Raw genomic sequence first — 19,516 nt, forward strand, 5'->3', positions numbered from 1 at the left:
GGCCGGGCCGCACCGAAGGCACCCGGCCCCGGCGGGCCGAGCCGCCATGCCCCTTCCGCCCCGGCGTGCCGAGCCGCCTCGCACCACCCGTCCTCGTTCGGGTGGTGCGGCGCGCGGCTCCCCGGCCCGGCGGCCCCGCGCTGATAGCGGTAGTCCATGCCGCTCCTGACCCGCCGCCTGCGTGCCGCCCTGCTGGCGACCGCCTCGGCCACCCTCGTCGCCGCCGCCCTGCCCGCCCCCGAGCCCCTGGGCATCGGCGACCGGCTCTTCCCCGAGCTGGGCAACCCCGGATACGACGTCCTCGCGTACGACATCGCCTTCACCTACCAGGGCTCCAACACCAAACCCCTGGACGCCGTCACCAAGATCACGGCCCGCACCACCGCCCCGCTGGACCGGATCAACCTCGACTTCGCCCGGGGCACCGTCCGGGGCGTCGAGGTCAACGGGCAGAGCGTCGACTTCGGCAGCAAGAGGGAGGACCTCGTCCTCCAGGCGCCCCGCCGCCTCCCCGCGGGTGTACCGCTGAACATCACCGTCCGGCACACCAGCGACCCGAGCGGATCCGGGGACGACGGCGGCTGGGTGCGGACCGCCGACGGGCTCGCCATGGCCAACCAGGCCGACGCCGCCCACCGCGTCTTCCCGGGTAACGACCACCCTTCCGACAAGGCGTACTTCACCTTCAAGATCACCGCCCCGCACCGGCTGACGGCGGTCGCGGCCGGGCTGCCCGTGGCGAAGACCCGGCACGGCTCCTCGACCACCTGGACGTACCGCACCGAGCACCCCATGGCCACCGAGCTGGCCCAGGTCTCCATCGGCAGCTCAGCCGTCGTGCACCGCACGGGCCCGCACGGGCTGCCGGTGCGCGACGTCGTCCCGGCCGCCGACCGGAGGAAGCTGGAGCCCTGGCTGAAGAAGACCCCGGCCCAGCTGGAGTGGATGGAGCAGCGGGTCGGCCGCTACCCCTTCGAGACGTACGGGGTGCTCGTCGCCGACAGCCCCATCGGGTTCGCCCTGGAGACCCAGACACTGTCGCTGTTCGGCAAGTCCTTCTTCACCGAGCCCGCCTACCCGGAGTGGTACGTCGACTCGGTGATGATCCACGAGCTGGCCCACCAGTGGTTCGGCAACAGCGTCTCGCCCGCGAGCTGGTCCGACCTGTGGCTCAACGAGGGGCACGCCAGCTGGTACGAGGCCCGGTACGCCGAGGAGAAGGGCGGCCCGACCCTGGAACGCCGGATGCGTGCGGCGTACAAGCTCTCCGACGGCTGGCGGGCCGACGGCGGCCCGCCCGCGCACCCGGACGGCCCGGCCCCGGGGCAGAAGCTCAGCCTGTTCCGCCCGGTCATGTACGACGGCAGCGCGCTGGTCCTCTACGCCCTGCGCCAGGAGATCGGCGAGGCCGCCTTCGACCGGCTGGAGCGCACCTGGGTCCGGGTGCACCGGGACTCCACGGCGACCACCGCGGACTTCACCCGGCTGGCGTCCGGTGTCGCCGGCCGTGATCTGACGGCCTTCTTCGACGGCTGGCTGTACGGCGGGAAGACCCCGCCGATGCCCGGGCACCCGGACTGGCGCAGCGCGAAACCCGCGTGACGGGCCCGGCGGGGCCGTGCCACTATCGACGCGTCGGCGCGGCGGACCGCACCGGAGTTCCCCGAAGGGAATCTTCCGGGAAGATCACACGTTGTGACTGACGCAAAGACTTCTATCGACGTAAGGATCCAATGACCTCCTCTTCTTCCCTTCCCCAGGACGCGCAGGACGCGCAGAGCGCCACGGAGAACACCACCGAGAGCCTCACCGAGGCCCGCCGGGCCGACGCCCTGATGGAAGAGGACGTCGCCTGGAGCCACGAGATCGACGGAGCCCGGGACGGCGATCAGCTCGACCGCTCCGAGCGTGCCGCCCTGCGGCGCGTGGCCGGTCTCTCCACGGAGCTCGAGGACGTCACCGAGGTCGAGTACCGCCAGCTGCGCCTGGAGCGCGTGGTGCTGGTGGGCGTCTGGACCTCGGGGACGGTGCACGACGCGGAGATCTCCCTCGCGGAGCTCGCCGCCCTCGCCGAGACGGCGGGCGCCCAGGTGCTGGACGCGGTGTACCAGCGGCGCGACAAGCCCGACCCGGCGACGTACATCGGTTCGGGCAAGGCGCTGGAGCTGCGGGACATCGTGCTCGAATCCGGTGCCGACACCGTCGTCTGCGACGGTGAGCTGAGCCCCGGCCAGCTGATCCACCTGGAAGACGTCGTCAAGGTCAAGGTGGTCGACCGGACCGCCCTGATCCTCGACATCTTCGCCCAGCACGCCAAGTCCCGTGAGGGCAAGGCGCAGGTCTCGCTGGCGCAGATGCAGTACATGCTGCCGAGGCTGCGCGGCTGGGGTCAGTCGCTCTCCCGGCAGATGGGTGGCGGCGGTTCCAGCGGCGGTGGCGGTATGGCCACCCGTGGTCCCGGTGAGACCAAGATCGAGACGGACCGGCGACGGATCCGCGAGAAGATGGCGAAGATGCGCCGGGAGATCGCGGAGATGAAGACCGGCCGCGAGATCAAGCGGCAGGAGCGCAAGCGCAACAAGGTGCCCTCCGTGGCCATCGCCGGATACACCAACGCGGGCAAGTCGTCCCTGCTCAACCGGCTGACCGGGGCCGGTGTCCTGGTGGAGAACGCCCTGTTCGCCACCCTGGACCCGACCGTCCGCCGGGCCGAGACGCCGAGCGGCCGGATCTACACCCTCGCCGACACCGTCGGCTTCGTCCGGCATCTGCCGCACCACCTCGTCGAGGCGTTCCGCTCCACGATGGAGGAGGTCGGCGAGTCCGATCTCATCCTGCACGTGGTGGACGGCTCCCATCCGGTGCCGGAGGAGCAGCTCGCCGCGGTCCGCGAGGTGATCCGGGACGTCGGCGCGGTGAACGTGCGAGAGATCGTCGTCATCAACAAGGCGGACGCGGCGGACCCCCTGGTCCTCCAGCGCCTGCTCCGCAACGAGAAGTACGCGATCACGGTCTCGGCCCGGACGGGCGAAGGCATCGACGAGCTGCTCGCGCTCATCGACGCCGAGCTGCCCCGGCCGTCCGTCGAGATCGAGGTGCTCGTGCCGTACATCCAGGGGGCTCTGGTCTCCCGGGTGCACGCCGAGGGCGAGGTGCTCTCCGAGGAGCACACCGCCGAGGGCACCCTGCTGAAGGCCCAGGTCCACGAGGAGCTGGCCGCCGAGCTGGAGACCTTCGTCCTCGCCGCGCACTGACGGCGACCCGACCGCACGACAGCCGAAGGCCCGGCCCGAACTCTCCGGAGAGTTCGGGCCGGGCCTTCGGCGTCAGGGACTACTGCCCCGCGAACTTGTCACTCATCGTCGCGAAGGTGCGCCGGGCGTCCTCGCCGAGCCGGGGTCCGGCCAGCCAGCCCGAAGTGACCGGGCCGATCGACGTGTTGGAGACCAGCATCGACTTCCCGTCCGGCCCGGCGACGAACCAGCCGCCCCCGGAGGAGCCGCCCGTCATGGTGCAGCCGATCCGGTACATGGTCGGGGTCCCCGGGGCGATCGAGAGCCGCCCGGGGCGGTCGACGCACTGGTGCATCAGCAGACCGTCGTACGGCGGACCCGCCGGGTAGCCCCAGGCGCCCATGCCGCTGATCTGCTGGATCTCCGGAGCGTCGAAGGAGACCGGCAGCGCGTTGCCCACCGTCTCCTCCAGGGACTTCGTCCCGTTCTCGGGCTTCACGTGCAGCACCGCGTAGTCGTACGGCGCGCCGGCCCCGCCGGTCGGGCCGCCGCCGGAGATCCACTCGCCGGAGGACGCGGCCCAGTCCGCCCAGTAGGTGCCGTACGGGGCGACCTCCTGCGGCTGTGCGGTCCGCAGCTGCGCCGCGTTCTTGCCCTGGTCGTTGTAGGAGGGCACGAAGACGATGTTGCGGTACCAGCCACCGCCCGCGCCCGCGTGCACGCAGTGTCCGGCGGTCCACACCAGGTTGGACTTCCCGGGGTTCTTCGGGTCCTTCACGACCGTTCCCGAGCACACCATGGAGCCCTTGGGGGAGTCGAAGAAGACCTTGCCGACCGGGGCGGCGTGCCGGTGGTAGGGCAGCTTCTCCGGCTTGGCCTGCACCGGGGCGGGGACCGGGTCGCTGACGTCCTGGCCGGCGGAGAGGTCACCGGCCGTCATCGTCTTGGCGGGCTCCTCTGCCGTGGCCATCCGGTCCGGCTTCCACAGCCCGTCGATGACCGGGTTGACGAAGTCCTCGGCCTTCCGGAGCCAGCCGTCCTTGTCCCAGTCCCTCCACCCCCCGTCCTTCCACTTCTCCGGATCGACCCCGTGCTTCTCCAGGGCGTCACCCAGATCACCGGGCAGGCCGGCGGCGGGGCCTTTGCCGGCCGCCCCGTCGGAGGCCGACGGCTTGGCGGCCGCGGAGTCCTCCTCGGGACCGCAGGCCGTGGCCGTCAGAGTGAGCGCCGCGACGAGGCCGGTGGCGGCCAGCAGCGGACGTATCGATCGCATGGAAGAAATCCCCCTGAACAGCTGATGCGTGCGATGGTGCGCGACCTCGCCCTGCGCGGAAGCACAGTGGCGCGTGGTCGCGGTCGTGCATTCTGTCATGTGCTTGTCATTCGAAGTGCCGAAGCCGGCCGTCGGTCGTGCAAGGCCCCCGGCAGACGACAGGCGGTCGTGCAAGGCCCCCGGCAGACGACTGCCGGGGGCCATGGGCCCGCGGGCCCATGCGGGCTCTACCGGCCCGCGTACTTCTCACTCACCGCGCGGTAGATGCCCTCGGCCTCCTTGCCGAGCCGCGGACCGGCCAGCCAGCCCGCCGTGACCGGGCCGATCGAGGTGTTCGAGACCAGGGCGGGCTTGCCGTCCTGCCCCGCCGCGACCCAGCCGCCACCGGAGGAACCACCGGTCATCGTGCAGCCGAGGCGGTACATCGTGGGCTGCTCCTTGAAGACCGAGAGCCGGCCCGGCTTGTCCTTGCACTGCAGCATCTGCTGGCCGTCGTACGGCGGCGCGGCCGGGTAGCCCGTGGCCGTCATCCCGGCGATCTGCGGCACCGCCGGAGCGTTGAACTCGACCGGCAGCGCCGAACCGACCGTCTCCTCCAGCGACTTGCCGCCCGCACCCTTCTCCGGCGTCACGTGCAGCACCGCGAAGTCGTACGGCGCGCCCTGGCCGCCGGTCGCGGCGCCCTGCTCGATCCACTGCTCGGAGGTCTGGGCCCACTGGCCCCACCACAGACCGTAGGGAGCGATCTTCTCCTTGGGCGCGGTCTCCAGCTCGGCCAGCGACAGGCCGTCGTTGTTGTACGCCGGGACGAAGGCGATGTTGCGGTACCAGCCGCCCTCCTTGCCCGCGTGCACACAGTGCCCGGCGGTCCACACCATGTTGGACTTGCCGGGGTTCGCCGGGTCCTTCACCACGGTCGCGGAACAGACCATCGAGCCCTTCGGGCCGTCGAAGAGCAGCTTCCCGGACTCCGGGGCGTTGTCGTTGTACGGCGTCGCGACACCGGCGGCCCGGACCGGGGCCGGCGTCGGGTCCGTCACGCCGTCGTCGCCCGAGATGTCGTTGTCGACCGGGTTCTCCGGAGGCTTGTCGGCGTCCCGCATCCGGTCCGGGTCCCACAGGTCCTCGATGATCGGGTTGACGAAGTCCTTGGCCTCACGCAGCCACTTGTCCTTGTCCCAGTTCTTCCACTCCCCGTCCCGCCACTTGTCGGGGTCGATCCCGTGCTCCTTGAGCCGGTTCTTGAGGTCGTCCGGAATGGTGACCTTGCCGTCGGACTGACCGGCCGAGGCGCTGGGCGTACCGCCCGCGTTGTCCTCCTCCGGGCCGCACGCGGTGGCGGTGAGCGCCAGCACGGCGGCGACGGCGGTCGCGGCGAGCGCGGAGGAGGGCATGCGCCGTGCGCGCCTCCCGCGACGTGCGGTATCGGTCGGGCGAATGGGTCGCATCTCGTGATCCCCCTGGGACTTCGTCACTCGGTACTCGTGCTGCATTGCGGACACTTCGGGCGCCGGACCGGATGCTTCCGCGCCGCTGTGCGGCCCCCACTATGCCGGTGCCGATGGTGACGGTACGCGGCAGGTCCACGGTTCCGTGGCCGCGAGGATGTTCCGATTTACCCGTGATCCATCGCGGTCGGCGTCGTTGGTACGTACGGGGGACACCAGGACAGCGTTCACGGCCTCGGTGCGTCCGCGCGAAATCGTACCGACGTGCAACGCAACTGTTACCGCAGGAGGATCAAGAGCCGTGTCCGTGACCGAACCCGCACCGGTGGCGCCGCCCTCCGCGCACGAGGGCATCCTCCGCCGCCAGTCCCTGCGCGAATCGGCGGCCCGCACCTACGCCCGGTCCCTGCCGATCGTCCCGGTGCGCGCCCGCGGGCTCACCATCGAGGGCGCGGACGGCCGCCGGTATCTGGACTGCCTGTCGGGCGCGGGCACCCTGGCGCTCGGCCACAACCACCCGGTCGTGCTCGAAGCCATCCGGAAGGTCATCGACTCCGGCGCCCCCCTGCATGTGCTGGACCTCGCCACCCCGGTCAAGGACGACTTCACCACCGAGCTGTTCGCCACCCTGCCCCGGCAGTTCGCCGACAACGCCCGCATCCAGTTCTGCGGTCCCGCCGGAACGGACGCCGTCGAGGCCGCGTTCAAGCTGGTCCGTGCCGCGACCGGGCGCTCCGGACTGCTGACCTTCACCGGCGCCTACCACGGCATGACCGCCGGAGCCCTGGAAGCCTCGGGCGGCGCCACCGACGTACGGGTCACCCGGCTCCCCTTCCCGCAGGACTACCGCTGCCCGTTCGGGACCGGCGGCGAACACGGCGCCACGCTCGCCGCCCGCTGGACCGAACACCTGCTGGACGACCGCAAGGGCGGGGTGCCGGCCCCCGCCGGGATGATCGTGGAGCCCGTCCAGGGCGAGGGCGGCGTGAACCCCGCGCCCGACGCCTGGCTGCGCCGCATGCGCCGGATCACCGAGGAACGGTCCATCCCGCTGATCGCCGACGAGGTCCAGACCGGGGTCGGCAGGACCGGCGCGTTCTGGGCCGTCGAGCACAGCGGCATCGTCCCCGACGTCATGGTCCTCTCCAAGGCGATCGGCGGTTCCCTCCCCCTAGCCGTGATCGTCTACCGCGCTGAGCTGGATCTTTGGCAGCCGGGCGCGCACGCGGGTACGTTTCGTGGCAACCAGCTCGCCATGGCGGCGGGCGCGGCCACGCTCGCGTACGTCAGGGAGAATCAACTGGCGGACCGCGCAGCGGTCCTGGGGGCCCGGATGCTCGCCTCGCTCAGGGAACTGAGGGCGCATCACCCGGGAATCGGTGACGTACGGGGGCGTGGACTGATGATCGGCCTGGAGCTGGTGGATCCCGAGAGCGCGCCCCTGCCCGCCGAAGCCGGCGACCCCGCCCCGGCTCCGCCGCCCGACCCGGCCCTCGCCCTCGCCGTCCAGCAGGAATGCCTGCGACGCGGCCTCATCGTCGAACTCGGCGGCCGGCACGGCGCCGTGGTCCGCCTTCTGCCGCCCCTCACCCTCACCGACGAGCAGGCGACTGCCGTCGTCGACCGTCTCGCCGACGCGCTGGCAGCCGCGACACGCTCCCCGCACCGTCGGACCACCGCCGGGCCGACCACCTGAGCCCGGAATCCCCACAAGGAAGAACGCCGTGAACCCCACCCCCGCGTCCGAGGCCGACGGCCCCGGCACCCCCCAGCACCGAGGGCAGGACGGACCGGCCGCCCCCGGCACGGTCGAGGCGACGACCGTGCCCCGCCAGAAATCCCCGCACGACGCCGACCTCGCCGCGTACGCACCGGGGTCGGACCTCGCGGCCCGGAGCCGGGGCTTCGACGCGCTCGACGACCCGGACCCGCTGCGGGCCGCCGATGCGGCGGGCACCGAAAGCCTGCTGCGCTGCTGGACCCGGGAGAACGACCTGCCCCGCCCCGACGGCGACACCCTGCGCATCGCCTTCCCCGCCAGCGGCACCGCGCTGCTCGTCCCCGTGCACTACTGGTCCGCCACCGGGGCCCACCGCTTCGGCGCGCCCGCCCTGGAGAACGCCCCCGCCGGGGCCCCGCCCGCCGACGCCGCCACCGTCGCCGTCCTCATCGGCCGTGAGGGCGGCGAGAGCGGCGCGGGCGATCTGGTCGCCCGGGTCGCCGACTCCGTACGCCACACCGCCGGCTTCATCGAGCAGCGGCGGCGCAGCCCGGCCGACCCCGCCGAGGCAGACCTCTTCCTCACCGCCGAGCAGTCCCTGCTCCTCGGCCACCCCCTCCACCCCACGCCGAAGAGCCGCGAGGGCCTCTCCGAATCGGAGTCCCGCCGCTATTCACCGGAGCTCCACGGCTCCTTCCCGCTGCACTGGTTCGCCGTCGACCGGTCGCTGGCCGTCACCGACTCCGCCTGGACCGCAGGTGGCCCGGCCACCGCAGAGGAACTGCTGGCCCCGCACACCGAAGGGCTGAAGACGCCCCCCGGCACCGTCGCCGTCCCCGTCCACCCCTGGCAGGCCGCCGACCTGATCCACCGCCCCCAGGTCCGCGCCCTCGCCGAGACCGGTCTCCTCCACGACCTCGGCCCGCACGGCGAGCCCTGGCACCCCACCTCCTCGATCCGCACCGTGCACCGCCCCGGGGCGCGGGTCATGCTCAAGCTCTCCCTCGGCGTACGCATCACCAACTCCCGCCGGGAGAACCTCCGCAAGGAGCTCCACCGGGGCGTCGAGGTTCACCGCCTCCTGTCCGCCGGACTCGCCGAGCAGTGGCAGCGCGCGCACCCCGGCTTCGACATCGTCCGCGATCCAGCCTGGCTCGCCGTCGACGATCCCGAGGGCACCCCCGTCACCGGGCTCGACGTGGTGCTCCGCCACAACCCCTTCGGCCCGGGCGACGACGCCGCCTGCATCGCCGGACTCACCGCGCAGCGCCCCCGGCCCGGCCGCCCCGGTATGCACTCACGGCTCGCGGAGGTCGTCTCAGGACTGCGCGCCCGCACCGGGCTCAGCGGAACCGACGTTTCCGCCGAATGGTTCCGGCGCTATCTGCACCACGTCGTGCGCCCCGTCCTCTGGCTCGACGCCCACGGCGGCATCGCCCTCGAAGCCCACCAGCAGAACACCCTCGTCCTCCTCGACCCGGACGGCTGGCCCGTCGGCGGCCGCTACCGGGACAACCAGGGCTACTACTTCCGCGACTCCCGCCGCGCCGAGCTGGACCGGCGGCTCCCCGGCATCGGCACCGTCAGCGACACCTTCGTCTCCGACCCGGTCACCGACGAGCGCTTCGCGTACTACCTCGGCATCAACAACGTCCTCGGCCTCATCGGGGCGTTCGGGGCCCAGCACCTGGCCGACGAACAGCAACTCCTCACCGTCCTGCGCCAATTCCTCACCGAGACCGCGGAACTGGGCTCGCCCCTGCCCGCGTATCTCCTGGAGAACCGCCAACTGCGCTGCAAGGCAAACCTGCTGACCCGGCTGCACGGCCTCGACGAGCTGGTCGGACCGGTCGACACCCAGTCCGTCTACGTCACCATCGCCAACCCGCTGCACAGCTGAACCGGCGCACCAGTAAGACTCCGAGCGCACCAGAGAGACTCCGGCCGCACCCGCACCGGAGAAGCTCACCGACCGCACCCGGTCCAGAGAGGAGAGCGCCACCGTGCCTCCCGCCGACGCCTCAGCGGAACCCGGCACCGCACCCGACGGCGGGAGCACCGGAGTCGAGGACACCCTCGACCTGAAGCTCACCGAGGAGCTCCTCGCGCTGATCGCCGAGGAGCGCAGCGCCGGGACGCGGCGGGCCACCGTTCCGGGTGACCTGCTCGGCGACCCGGGCTCCTGGCCGCCCGCACGGACCACGCCGGGGGAGTTCGCCCTCCTGCCCGTTCGGCTGGATCGCGACCTCCCCGTCATCAGCCGCTGGATGAACGACCCCGCCGTGGCCGCCTTCTGGGAGCTCGCCGGACCCGACTCCGTCACCGCCGACCACATCCGGCCCCAGCTCGAAGGGGACGGGCGCAGCATCCCCTGTCTCGGCGTACTCGACGGCATCCCGATGAGCTACTGGGAGATCTACCGCGCCGACCTCGACCCCCTGGCCCGCCACTACCCCGCCCGCCCCCACGACACCGGCGTCCACCTCCTCCTGGGGGGCGTGAAGAACCGCGGCCGGGGCGTGGGCACCACTCTGCTCCGCGCCGTCGCCGACCTCGTCCTGGACAACCTTCCGCAGTGCGGACGGGTCGTCGCCGAGCCGGACCTGCGCAACACCCCGTCCGTATCCGCGTTCCTCAGCGCCGGTTTCCGCTTCTCCGCCGAAGTGGACCTCCCCGACAAACGCGCCGCGCTGATGATCCGCGACCGAACGTACCGAGCCCAGCTGTGACTTGCTCTCCGCACCGCCCCAACCGCTCGAACCTCATAGGTTCCCTCCGGAGGAGTCCCCGTGCCGATATCTCCCACGAGCCGTGACGCAGCCGAGTCCCCGCAGCTGTTCAGCCCTCCGGAGCTGAACCGGCAGATCTGGGACCGGGCCGCAGCGAGGCTTCTCGCCAAGATGCTCGGTGAGTTCGCCTACGAGAAGATCATCGAGCCGGTTCCGGTGCCCGGGACCGGCGGGCGCCACCGGCTGACCCTCGACGACGGGGGAGTGCTCGCCTTCACCGCCCGCCGCGGCGTCTACGGCAGCTGGCGCGTCGACCCCGGGTCGATCGAGATCACCGCGCAGCCCCAGGCCGACGGCTCGTCCGCCGCTTCGGCCGACGTACAGTCCAACGGCTCGCCCGCCACCCGGGCCGACGTACAGTCCAACGGCTCGGCCGACGCACCGGCCAACGGTTCGCCCGCCGCCTCCCGCCCGTTCCGTGACCCGCTGACCTTCCTCACCCGGGCCCGCGATCTCCTCGGGCTCGACGGCACGACGCTCGGTCACCTCATCCGCGAGCTGACCCTGACGCTCTCCGCCGACGCCCGGCTCGACCACACCGCGCTCACCGCGGACCGGCTCGCCGCCCAGGACTACGCCGAGCTGGAAGGCCACCAGACCGGCCACCCCTGGCTGGTGGCGAGCAAGGGCAGGCTCGGCTTCTCCGCCGCCGACGCCGCCCGCTTCACCCCCGAGACCCGCAGCCCGCTCCGGCTGCCGTGGATCGCGGTCAGCACCCGCATCGCGCAGTTCCGGGGCGTCGGCCGCGTCTCCACCCCCGACCAGCTGTACGCCGGAGAGCTCGACCCGGACGTCCGGGACGCCTTCGCCGACGAGCTGCGGGCCCGGGGGCACGACCCGGAGGACTACTTCTACCTCCCCGTCCACCCCTGGCAGTGGGACGAGTGGATCGTGCCGCTCTTCGCCCCGGCCATCGCCGACGGCGACATCGTGGCCCTGCACACCGACGGCGACGCCCGCCTCCCGCAGCAGTCCATCCGCACGTTCGCCAACGTGGACCGGCCCGAGCGGCACACGGTGAAGCTCCCGCTCTCCATCCTCAACACCCTGGTCTGGCGCGGCCTGCCGACCGAGCGGACCCTCGCCGCCCCCGCCGTCACCTCCTGGGTCCAGGGGCTGTGCGAGGGCGACCCCTTCCTGCGCGACACCTGCCGGGTCATCCTGCTCGGCGAGGTCGCCTCCGTCGCCGTCGAACACCCGCTGTACGACCATCTCCCCGAAGCGCCCTACCAGTACAAGGAACTGCTCGGCGCGATCTGGCGGGAGCCCCTGCCGCCCCGCCTCGCCCCGGGCGAACGCGCCCGCACGCTCGCCTCCCTCCTTCATACGGACCCGACGGGCCGCGCGTTCACCGCGGAGCTGGTCGAGCGCTCCGGCCTCGCCCCGGAGACCTGGCTGAAGCGGCTCTTCGCCGCTCTGCTGCCGCCCCTGCTGCACTTCCTCTACCGCTACGGCACCGTGTTCTCCCCGCACGGCGAGAACGCCATCGTCGTGTTCGACGAGAACGACGTGCCCGTACGGCTCGCCATCAAGGACTTCGTCGACGACGTCAACGTCAGCGCCCGCCCGCTGCCGGAACACGACACCATGCCCGACGAGGTGCGCGCCGTCCTCCTCACCGAGGAACCGTCCTTCCTCACCCAGTTCATCCACTCCGGCCTCTTCGTCGGCGTCTTCCGCTATCTGTCCCCGCTCTGCGAGGAGCAGCTCGGGGTCTCCGAGGACACCTTCTGGTCACTCGTCCGGGCGGAGATCGTGCGCCACCACGCCCGCTTCCCGGAGCTGAAGGAGCGGTTCGAGCTGTTCGACATGCTCACCCCAGAGATCGAACGCCTCTGCCTCAACCGCAACCGCCTGCATGTCGACGGCTACCGGGACCGGGCGAGCCGCCCACACGCGGCGATCCACGGCACGGTTCCCAACCCGCTGCACCCCTCCGTCCGCGTCCGGGAGTGACCGTCGTTGTCAGTGGTGCGCCGTAGGCTGGTCGGGCTATGACGAAGCCATCCCTCCCCGAGCTCCTGCACGCCGCCGTCACCGCCGTCGGCGGTACGGAACGGCCCGGCCAGGTCACCATGGCCGAGGCCGTCGCCGAGGCGGTCGACGACCAATCCCACCTCCTCGTCCAGGCCGGCACCGGTACGGGCAAGTCGCTCGGCTATCTGGTGCCGGCCCTGGCGCACGGGGAGCGGGTCGTCGTGGCCACGGCCACCCTCGCCCTCCAGCGCCAGCTCGTGGAGCGGGACCTTCCGCGTACGGTCGAGTCCCTGCATCCGCTGCTGCGCCGGCGCCCGCAGTTCGCCATGCTCAAGGGCCGGTCGAACTACCTCTGCCTGCACCGGCTCCACGAGGGGGTGCCGCAGGACGAGGAGGAGGGGCTCTTCGACCAGTTCGAGGCGGCGGCCCCGTCGAGCAAGCTGGGGCAGGACCTGCTGCGGCTGCGGGACTGGTCGGACGAGACGGAGACGGGCGACCGGGACGACCTCACACCCGGTGTCTCGGACCGGGCCTGGGGCCAGGTCTCGGTCTCCTCGCGGGAGTGCCTCGGCGCGACGAAGTGCGCGTACGGCGCGGAGTGCTTCGCCGAGGCGGCTCGCGAGCGGGCCAAGCTCGCGGATGTCGTCGTCACCAACCACGCGCTGCTCGCGATCGACGCCATCGAGGGCGCGCCGGTGCTGCCGTCCCACGAGGTGCTGATCGTCGACGAGGCCCATGAGCTGGTCTCCCGGGTCACCGGCGTCGCCACCGGCGAGCTGACCCCCGCCCAGGTCAACCGCGCGGTCCGGCGGGCGGCGAAACTTGTCAACGAGAAGGCGGCCGACGCCCTCCAGACCGCGGCCGAGGGGTTCGAGCGGGTCATGGAGCTGGCGTTGCCCGGACGGCTCGAAGAAGTGCCCGAGGACCTGGGGTACGCGCTGATGGCGCTGCGGGACGCGGCGCGCACGGTGATCTCCGCGATCGGCGCCACCCGCGACAAGTCGGTCGAGGACGAGAACGCCGTCCGCAAGCAGGCCCTGGCCTCGGTCGAGTCGATCCACGGAGTCGCCGAGCGCATCACCCAGGGCTCGGAGTACGACGTCGTCTGGTACGAGCAGCACGACCGGTTCGGAGCCTCCGTCCGGGTCGCCCCGCTCTCCGTGTCGGGGCTGCTGCGCGAGAAGCTGTTCGCCGAGCGGTCCGTGGTGCTGACTTCGGCCACCCTCAAGCTCGGCGGCGATTTCAACGGCGTGGGCGCGTCCCTCGGGCTGGCCCCCGAGGGCACGGCGGGCGAGGACGTCCCGCAGTGGAAGGGGCTGGACGTCGGCTCCCCGTTCGACTACCCGAAGCAGGGCATCCTCTATGTGGCCCGGCATCTGAACACTCCGGGGCGCGAGGGATCGCGTACGGACATGCTGGACGAGCTCGCCGAGCTGGTGGAGGCGGCCGGCGGCCGCACGCTGGGTCTCTTCTCCTCCATGCGGGGAGCCAAGGCGGCGGCCGAGGAGCTGCGGGGCCGCCTGGACAAGCCGATCCTGCTCCAGGGCGAGGAGACGCTCGGCGAGCTGATCAAGAACTTCGCGGCCGACCCGGAGACCTGCCTCTTCGGCACGCTGTCGCTCTGGCAGGGCGTGGACGTCCCGGGGCCGAGCTGTCAGCTGGTGGTCATGGACCGGATTCCGTTCCCCCGGCCCGACGATCCGCTGATGAGTGCCCGGCAGAAGGCGGTCGAGGAGGCCGGTGGCAACGGCTTCATGGCCGTGGCGGCGACACACGCCGCTCTGCTGATGGCCCAGGGCGCGGGCCGGCTGGTCCGAGCGACGGGCGACAAGGGCGTCGTCGCCGTGCTGGACCCGAGGCTCGCCAACGCGCGGTACGGAAGCTATCTGCGCGCCTCGCTGCCGGACTTCTGGTACACCACCGACCGTAACCAGGCGCGCCGCTCGCTGGCCGCCATCGACGCCAAGGCGAGGGCGGACGGCGCGTAGACCGCGGACGCGGCACAGCCGGAAGGGGGCCCGGGGCAAGGCAAAGCCCCGGGCCCGACGTCATGATCGACGTGCTGGGGAGTCCCGGGGCCGACAAGCCCTCGCCGACGCGCCGCCGTCTCCTCAGACGCGGCGCAGCACCGCCACCACCTTGCCCAGGATGGTCGCTTCGTCGCCGGGGATCGGCTGGTACGCGGCGTTGTGAGGCAGCAGCCATACGTGACCGTCCTCCCGGCGGAAGCGCTTGACCGTCGCCTCGCCGTCGAGCATGGCGGCGACGATGTCCCCGTTCTCCGCGACGGGCTGGCGGCGGACGGTGACCCAGTCGCCGTCACAGATCGCGGCCTCGATCATCGAGTCACCGACGACCTTCAGGACGAAGAGCTCACCGTCACCGACGAGCTGGCGGGGGAGCGGGAAGACGTCCTCGACGGACTCCTCGGCGAGGATCGGACCACCGGCGGCGATCCGGCCCACCAGCGGCACATAGGACGCGGCGGGCTTGCCCGTCGTGTCGGTCGGCTGGGTGCTGGGCTGGTCCGATCCGCGTACCTCGTACGCGCGGGGGCGGTGCGGGTCGCGGCGGAGGAAGCCCTTGCGCTCCAGGGCCATCAGCTGGTGGGCGACGGACGAGGTGCTCGAGAGGCCCACCGCCTGACCGATCTCCCGCATGGAGGGCGGGTATCCCCGCCGCTGCACGGAGTCGCGGATGACCTCGATGACCCGCCGCTGCCGGTCCGTGAGCCCCGAGCTGTCCGCCCGGATGCCGGGAGGCCTGCCGGGCATGGAACGTCCGGGGCGTGCGGGCTCGGGCCCGTCCGTGTTCGTGACTGAGTCATTCATGGCATGCACCGGCTCAAGTCGGCTCTGGGAGCGGTGGTCCCGGGCGGTGATGGTGGCGCTGTCTGCGGTGGTGGTCACGTCGGCCCCTCTCGAATGTTCTCCCTAGCTGGACAACGGTAGTAGCTTTCGAAAGGTTGCGCCAAACACACGTTCGAGTGAAAAACGAATAAAGGGGTGCCGCGGTGCTGCCGACGGGTGTATGGGTGCCGCGGTGAAGGTCGTTCGGTCTCCGCAGCGGCCCAGTCGCGGGTCCCGGTCCAAGTCTGTCATCCGGACCTGTGTGCGGAGTCTTTCATCCGGGCCCTGGTGCCGAAGCCCCGGCGGCTCGACGGCCCCGCGTTTCCCGTACCCTCTTCTCTGGCCCACGCTCCGCGGGCGGCCTCGCGGCGACACCCCGGCGAGGCCCGGCGCGCGACACGCGATGGGGTCGAAAACGCGACCCAACCCTAGATCTAGTGGTTGGATTGCCTCAGTCGCCCAGAAGTTGTGGTCCCGGTTCAATCGCGCCGTGGTCATCGCCTATGCTGGGGACTGCTTCCAGGGGCCCGGACAAGGCCCTGAAGAGGCTATTCAGTCGTGCGTGTGAAGGAGGGTTGGGAGCCATGCACTGCCCCTTCTGCCGGCACCCCGACAGCAGAGTCGTCGACAGTCGCACCACCGACGACGGGACGTCGATCCGTCGCCGCCGCCAGTGCCCCGACTGCTCCCGCCGCTTCACCACGGTGGAGACCTGCTCGCTGATGGTGGTCAAGCGCAGCGGCGTGACCGAACCCTTCAGCCGCACCAAGGTCATCTCCGGCGTCCGCAAGGCATGCCAGGGACGGCCCGTCACGGAGGACGCCCTCGCCAAACTCGGCCAGCGGGTCGAGGAGGCGGTGCGCGCCACCGGCAGCGCCGAACTGACCACCCACGACGTGGGGCTGGCCATCCTCGGCCCCCTGCAGGAACTCGACCTCGTCGCGTACCTGCGCTTCGCGTCCGTGTACCGGGCGTTCGATTCCCTGGAAGACTTCGAGGCCGCCATCGTGGAACTGCGTGCGCAGCGGCCCTCCGCGGAGGACTGCGGGAACGGCGAGACCCTTGAGGTCCCCGCGCCCGCCATTGCCGCCGACTGAGCGGTACGCGCCCGTCACGGTCCGGGGTCACCTCCGTCGACCGATGGCCGGGCGAATCAAGACCTGTTCCCGAGGCCGAGTGCGGCCCACGGGGCAACGGACACACACTGTGCCTGGGAAGATCTGGGTACTTCAGGGCGTTTTCGCCCACATATGGGAGGCGGCATGACAGAGACGGCGAGCGGCCCGGCACGAGGTTCCCGCACCAAGGGCGCCAAGGCGAGCAAGGGTCTGCGTATCGAGCGCATCCACACCAACCCCGGCGTGCATCCGTACGACGAGGTGGAGTGGGAGCGCCGTGACGTCGTCATGACCAACTGGCGCGACGGCTCGGTCAACTTCGAGCAGCGTGGCGTCGAGTTCCCCGACTTCTGGTCGGTGAACGCGGTCAACATCGTCACCAGCAAGTACTTCCGCGGCGCCGTCGGCACGCCGCAGCGCGAGACCGGCCTCAAGCAGCTGATCGACCGGATCGTGAAGACGTACCGGAAGGCCGGCGAGGACAACAACTACTTCGCCTCTCCCGCGGACGCCGAGATCTTCGAGCACGAGCTGGCCTACGCCCTCCTGCACCAGGTCTTCAGCTTCAACTCGCCGGTCTGGTTCAACGTCGGCACGCCCCAGCCGCAGCAGGTCTCCGCCTGCTTCATCCTGGCCGTCGACGACTCCATGGAGTCGATCCTCGACTGGTACAAGGAAGAGGGCATGATCTTCAAGGGCGGCTCCGGCGCCGGCCTGAACCTCTCCCGTATCCGCTCCTCCAAGGAGCTCCTCTCCTCCGGCGGCAACGCCTCTGGACCGGTCTCGTTCATGCGCGGCGCCGACGCCTCCGCCGGAACGATCAAGTCCGGCGGCGCCACCCGCCGTGCGGCCAAGATGGTCATTCTCGACGTCGACCACCCCGACATCGAGAACTTCATCGAGACCAAGGTCAAGGAGGAGGAGAAGATCCGCGCGCTGCGTGACGCGGGCTTCGACATGGACCTGGGCGGCGACGACATCACGTCCGTCCAGTACCAGAACGCCAACAACTCCGTCCGCGTGAACGACGAGTTCATGAAGGCCGTCGAGTCGGGCGGCAAGTTCGGGCTGCGCGCCCGGATGACCGGTGACGTCATCGAAGAGGTCGAGGCCAAGTCCCTCTTCCGCAAGATGGCCGAGGCCGCCTGGGCCTGCGCCGACCCGGGCATCCAGTACGACGACACCATCAACGCCTGGCACACCTGCCCGGAGTCCGGCCGGATCAACGGCTCGAACCCGTGCAGCGAGTACATGCACCTGGACAACACCTCGTGCAACCTCGCCTCGCTGAACCTGATGAAGTTCCTCAAGGACGACGGCCTGGGCAACCAGTCCTTCGAGTCCGAGCGCTTCGCCAAGGTCGTCGAGCTGGTCATCACCGCGATGGACATCTCGATCTGCTTCGCCGACTTCCCCACGCAGAAGATCGGCGAGAACACCCGCGCCTTCCGCCAGCTGGGCATCGGTTACGCCAACCTCGGCGCCCTCCTGATGGCGACCGGCCACGCGTACGACAGCGACGGCGGCCGCGCGCTCGCCGGCGCCATCACCTCGCTGATGACCGGCACCTCGTACAAGCGCTCCGCCGAACTGGCCGCGGTCGTCGGCCCGTACGACGGCTACGCCCGCAACGCCGAGCCGCACCAGCGCGTCATGAAGCAGCACGCCGACGCCAACGCCAAGGCCGTCCACATCGACGACCTCGACTCCCCGGTCTGGGCCGCCGCCACGGAGGCCTGGCAGGACGTGATCCGGCTCGGCGCGAAGAACGGCTTCCGCAACGCGCAGGCCTCGGTCATCGCGCCCACCGGCACCATCGGTCTCGCGATGTCCTGCGACACCACCGGCCTGGAGCCCGACCTCGCCCTGGTCAAGTTCAAGAAGCTGGTCGGCGGCGGCTCCATGCAGATCGTCAACGGCACGGTGCCGCAGGCGCTGCGCCGCCTCGGCTACCAGCCCGAGCAGATCGAGGCGATCGTCGCCCACATCGCCGAGCACGGCAACGTGGTCGACGCCCCCGGCCTCAAGACCGAGCACTACGAGGTCTTCGACTGCGCGATGGGCGAGCGCTCCATCTCCGCGATGGGCCACGTCCGGATGATGGCGGCCATCCAGCCGTGGATCTCCGGCGCGCTCTCCAAGACGGTGAACCTCCCCGAGAGCGCCACCGTCGAAGACGTCGAAGAGGTCTACTTCGAGGCGTGGAAGATGGGCGTCAAGGCGCTCGCCATCTACCGCGACAACTGCAAGGTCGGCCAGCCCCTCTCCGCCAAGACCAAGGAGAAGGAGAAGGAGGAGGTCGCGGCCAAGGCCGAGGAGACCATCCGCGAGGCGGTCGAGAAGGTCGTCGAGTACCGCCCGGTCCGCAAGCGTCTCCCCAAGGGCCGCCCCGGCATCACCACCTCCTTCACGGTGGGCGGCGCCGAGGGCTACATGACCGCCAACTCCTACCCGGACGACGGTCTCGGCGAGGTCTTCCTGAAGATGTCCAAGCAGGGCTCGACCCTCGCGGGCATGATGGACGCCTTCTCCATCGCCGTCTCGGTCGGTCTGCAGTACGGCGTCCCGCTGGAGACGTACGTCTCGAAGTTCACCAACATGCGCTTCGAGCCGGCCGGCATGACGGACGACCCGGACGTGCGGATGGCGCAGTCGATCGTCGACTACATCTTCCGCCGCCTGGCGCTGGACTTCCTGCCCTTCGAGACCCGCTCGGCCCTCGGCATCCACTCCGCCGAGGAGCGTCAGCGCCACCTGGACACCGGCAGCTACGAGCCGTCGTTCGAGGCGGACGGCCTGGACGCGGACAGCCTGGCCCAGTCGGCCCCGGTCCACGCCGAGCCCCTGAAGGCGGTCCCGGCTCCCGCGGAGCCCGCGGCGAAGGCGGCCCCGAAGACGGCGCACACCTCGGCCGAACTGGTCGAGATGCAGCTCGGCATCAGCGCCGACGCCCCGCTCTGCTTCTCCTGCGGTACGAAGATGCAGCGCGCCGGCTCCTGCTACATCTGCGAGGGCTGCGGCTCGACGAGCGGCTGCAGCTGACCGGACGCGGAAGCGTGTGCGGAACCGCATAAGGCGTAACTGACCCGCGGTTCACGAAGGGGACCGG

Annotated in this window: 12 protein-coding genes; 9 read left to right on the forward strand and 3 right to left on the reverse strand. The window is 71.1% G+C overall.

Annotation, left to right across the window (positions count from 1 at the left end; all coding sequences use genetic code 11):
- Positions 1-156 precede the first annotated feature (156 nt).
- Both IE140_RS13875 and hflX read left to right on the forward strand, forming a co-directional pair.
- The gene (locus IE140_RS13875; protein WP_150195849.1) at positions 157-1,602 is read left to right on the forward strand and encodes a M1 family metallopeptidase; all 1,446 of its coding nucleotides are present in this window, start codon (positions 157-159) and stop codon (positions 1,600-1,602) included.
- Between the two features lie 131 nt (positions 1,603-1,733).
- Entirely contained in the window at positions 1,734-3,254 is a 1,521-nt protein-coding gene (gene hflX, locus IE140_RS13880) for a GTPase HflX (RefSeq protein WP_006128051.1), read from the forward strand.
- Positions 3,255-3,333: 79 nt separating this feature from the next.
- Here the strand turns inward: hflX and IE140_RS13885 are convergent, their stop codons facing one another.
- Together IE140_RS13885 and IE140_RS13890 are read right to left on the reverse strand one after the other, a co-directional pair.
- Positions 3,334-4,506 carry a trypsin-like serine peptidase gene (locus IE140_RS13885; RefSeq protein WP_150195851.1) on the reverse strand — a complete coding sequence of 391 codons (1,173 nt, stop codon included), beginning with the start codon at positions 4,504-4,506 and terminating at the stop codon, positions 3,334-3,336.
- Positions 4,507-4,733: 227 nt separating this feature from the next.
- Positions 4,734-5,900 (reverse strand): trypsin-like serine peptidase, encoded by a 1,167-nt coding sequence (locus IE140_RS13890; RefSeq protein ID WP_150195853.1) that lies wholly within the window; start codon positions 5,898-5,900, stop codon positions 4,734-4,736.
- Between the two features lie 355 nt (positions 5,901-6,255).
- On the opposite strand from IE140_RS13890, the gene IE140_RS13895 reads away from it, so the two are divergent.
- The 5 genes from IE140_RS13895 (at position 6,256) to IE140_RS13915 (ending at position 14,428) form a co-directional block, all read left to right on the forward strand.
- Positions 6,256-7,650, forward strand: coding sequence for a diaminobutyrate--2-oxoglutarate transaminase family protein (locus tag IE140_RS13895; RefSeq protein ID WP_100564884.1), 1,395 nt, complete (start codon positions 6,256-6,258; stop codon positions 7,648-7,650).
- A 28-nt stretch (positions 7,651-7,678) separates the two neighbouring features.
- Positions 7,679-9,574, forward strand: a complete 1,896-nt coding sequence (locus tag IE140_RS13900) for an IucA/IucC family protein (protein ID WP_150195856.1) — start codon at positions 7,679-7,681, stop codon at positions 9,572-9,574.
- Positions 9,575-9,677: 103 nt separating this feature from the next.
- A complete protein-coding gene (locus IE140_RS13905; protein ID WP_109180336.1) occupies positions 9,678-10,403 on the forward strand; it encodes a GNAT family N-acetyltransferase in 726 nt (241 codons plus the stop codon).
- Positions 10,404-10,463: 60 nt separating this feature from the next.
- Positions 10,464-12,419, forward strand: coding sequence for an IucA/IucC family protein (locus tag IE140_RS13910; RefSeq protein ID WP_150195104.1), 1,956 nt, complete (start codon positions 10,464-10,466; stop codon positions 12,417-12,419).
- Positions 12,420-12,457: 38 nt separating this feature from the next.
- Positions 12,458-14,428 (forward strand): ATP-dependent DNA helicase, encoded by a 1,971-nt coding sequence (locus IE140_RS13915; RefSeq protein ID WP_093444145.1) that lies wholly within the window; start codon positions 12,458-12,460, stop codon positions 14,426-14,428.
- Positions 14,429-14,551: 123 nt separating this feature from the next.
- Here the strand turns inward: IE140_RS13915 and lexA are convergent, their stop codons facing one another.
- On the reverse strand, positions 14,552-15,349 hold the full coding sequence (gene lexA / locus IE140_RS13920; protein ID WP_010072358.1) for a transcriptional repressor LexA: 798 nt from the start codon (positions 15,347-15,349) through the stop codon (positions 14,552-14,554).
- 524 nt (positions 15,350-15,873) lie between these two features.
- Between lexA and nrdR the strand changes: the two genes are divergently transcribed.
- Together nrdR and IE140_RS13930 are read left to right on the forward strand one after the other, a co-directional pair.
- Positions 15,874-16,386: a transcriptional regulator NrdR gene (gene nrdR / locus IE140_RS13925; protein WP_006128060.1), complete on the forward strand. Its 513-nt coding sequence runs from the start codon at positions 15,874-15,876 to the stop codon at positions 16,384-16,386.
- A gap of 165 nt (positions 16,387-16,551) precedes the next feature.
- Complete coding sequence (locus IE140_RS13930) at positions 16,552-19,449, forward strand: vitamin B12-dependent ribonucleotide reductase (RefSeq protein WP_109180340.1); 2,898 nt, start codon at positions 16,552-16,554, stop codon at positions 19,447-19,449.
- Positions 19,450-19,516 lie beyond the last annotated feature (67 nt).

This window comes from Streptomyces parvus, from assembly GCF_014648875.1.
GTDB classification, from domain to species: domain Bacteria; phylum Actinomycetota; class Actinomycetes; order Streptomycetales; family Streptomycetaceae; genus Streptomyces; species Streptomyces parvus.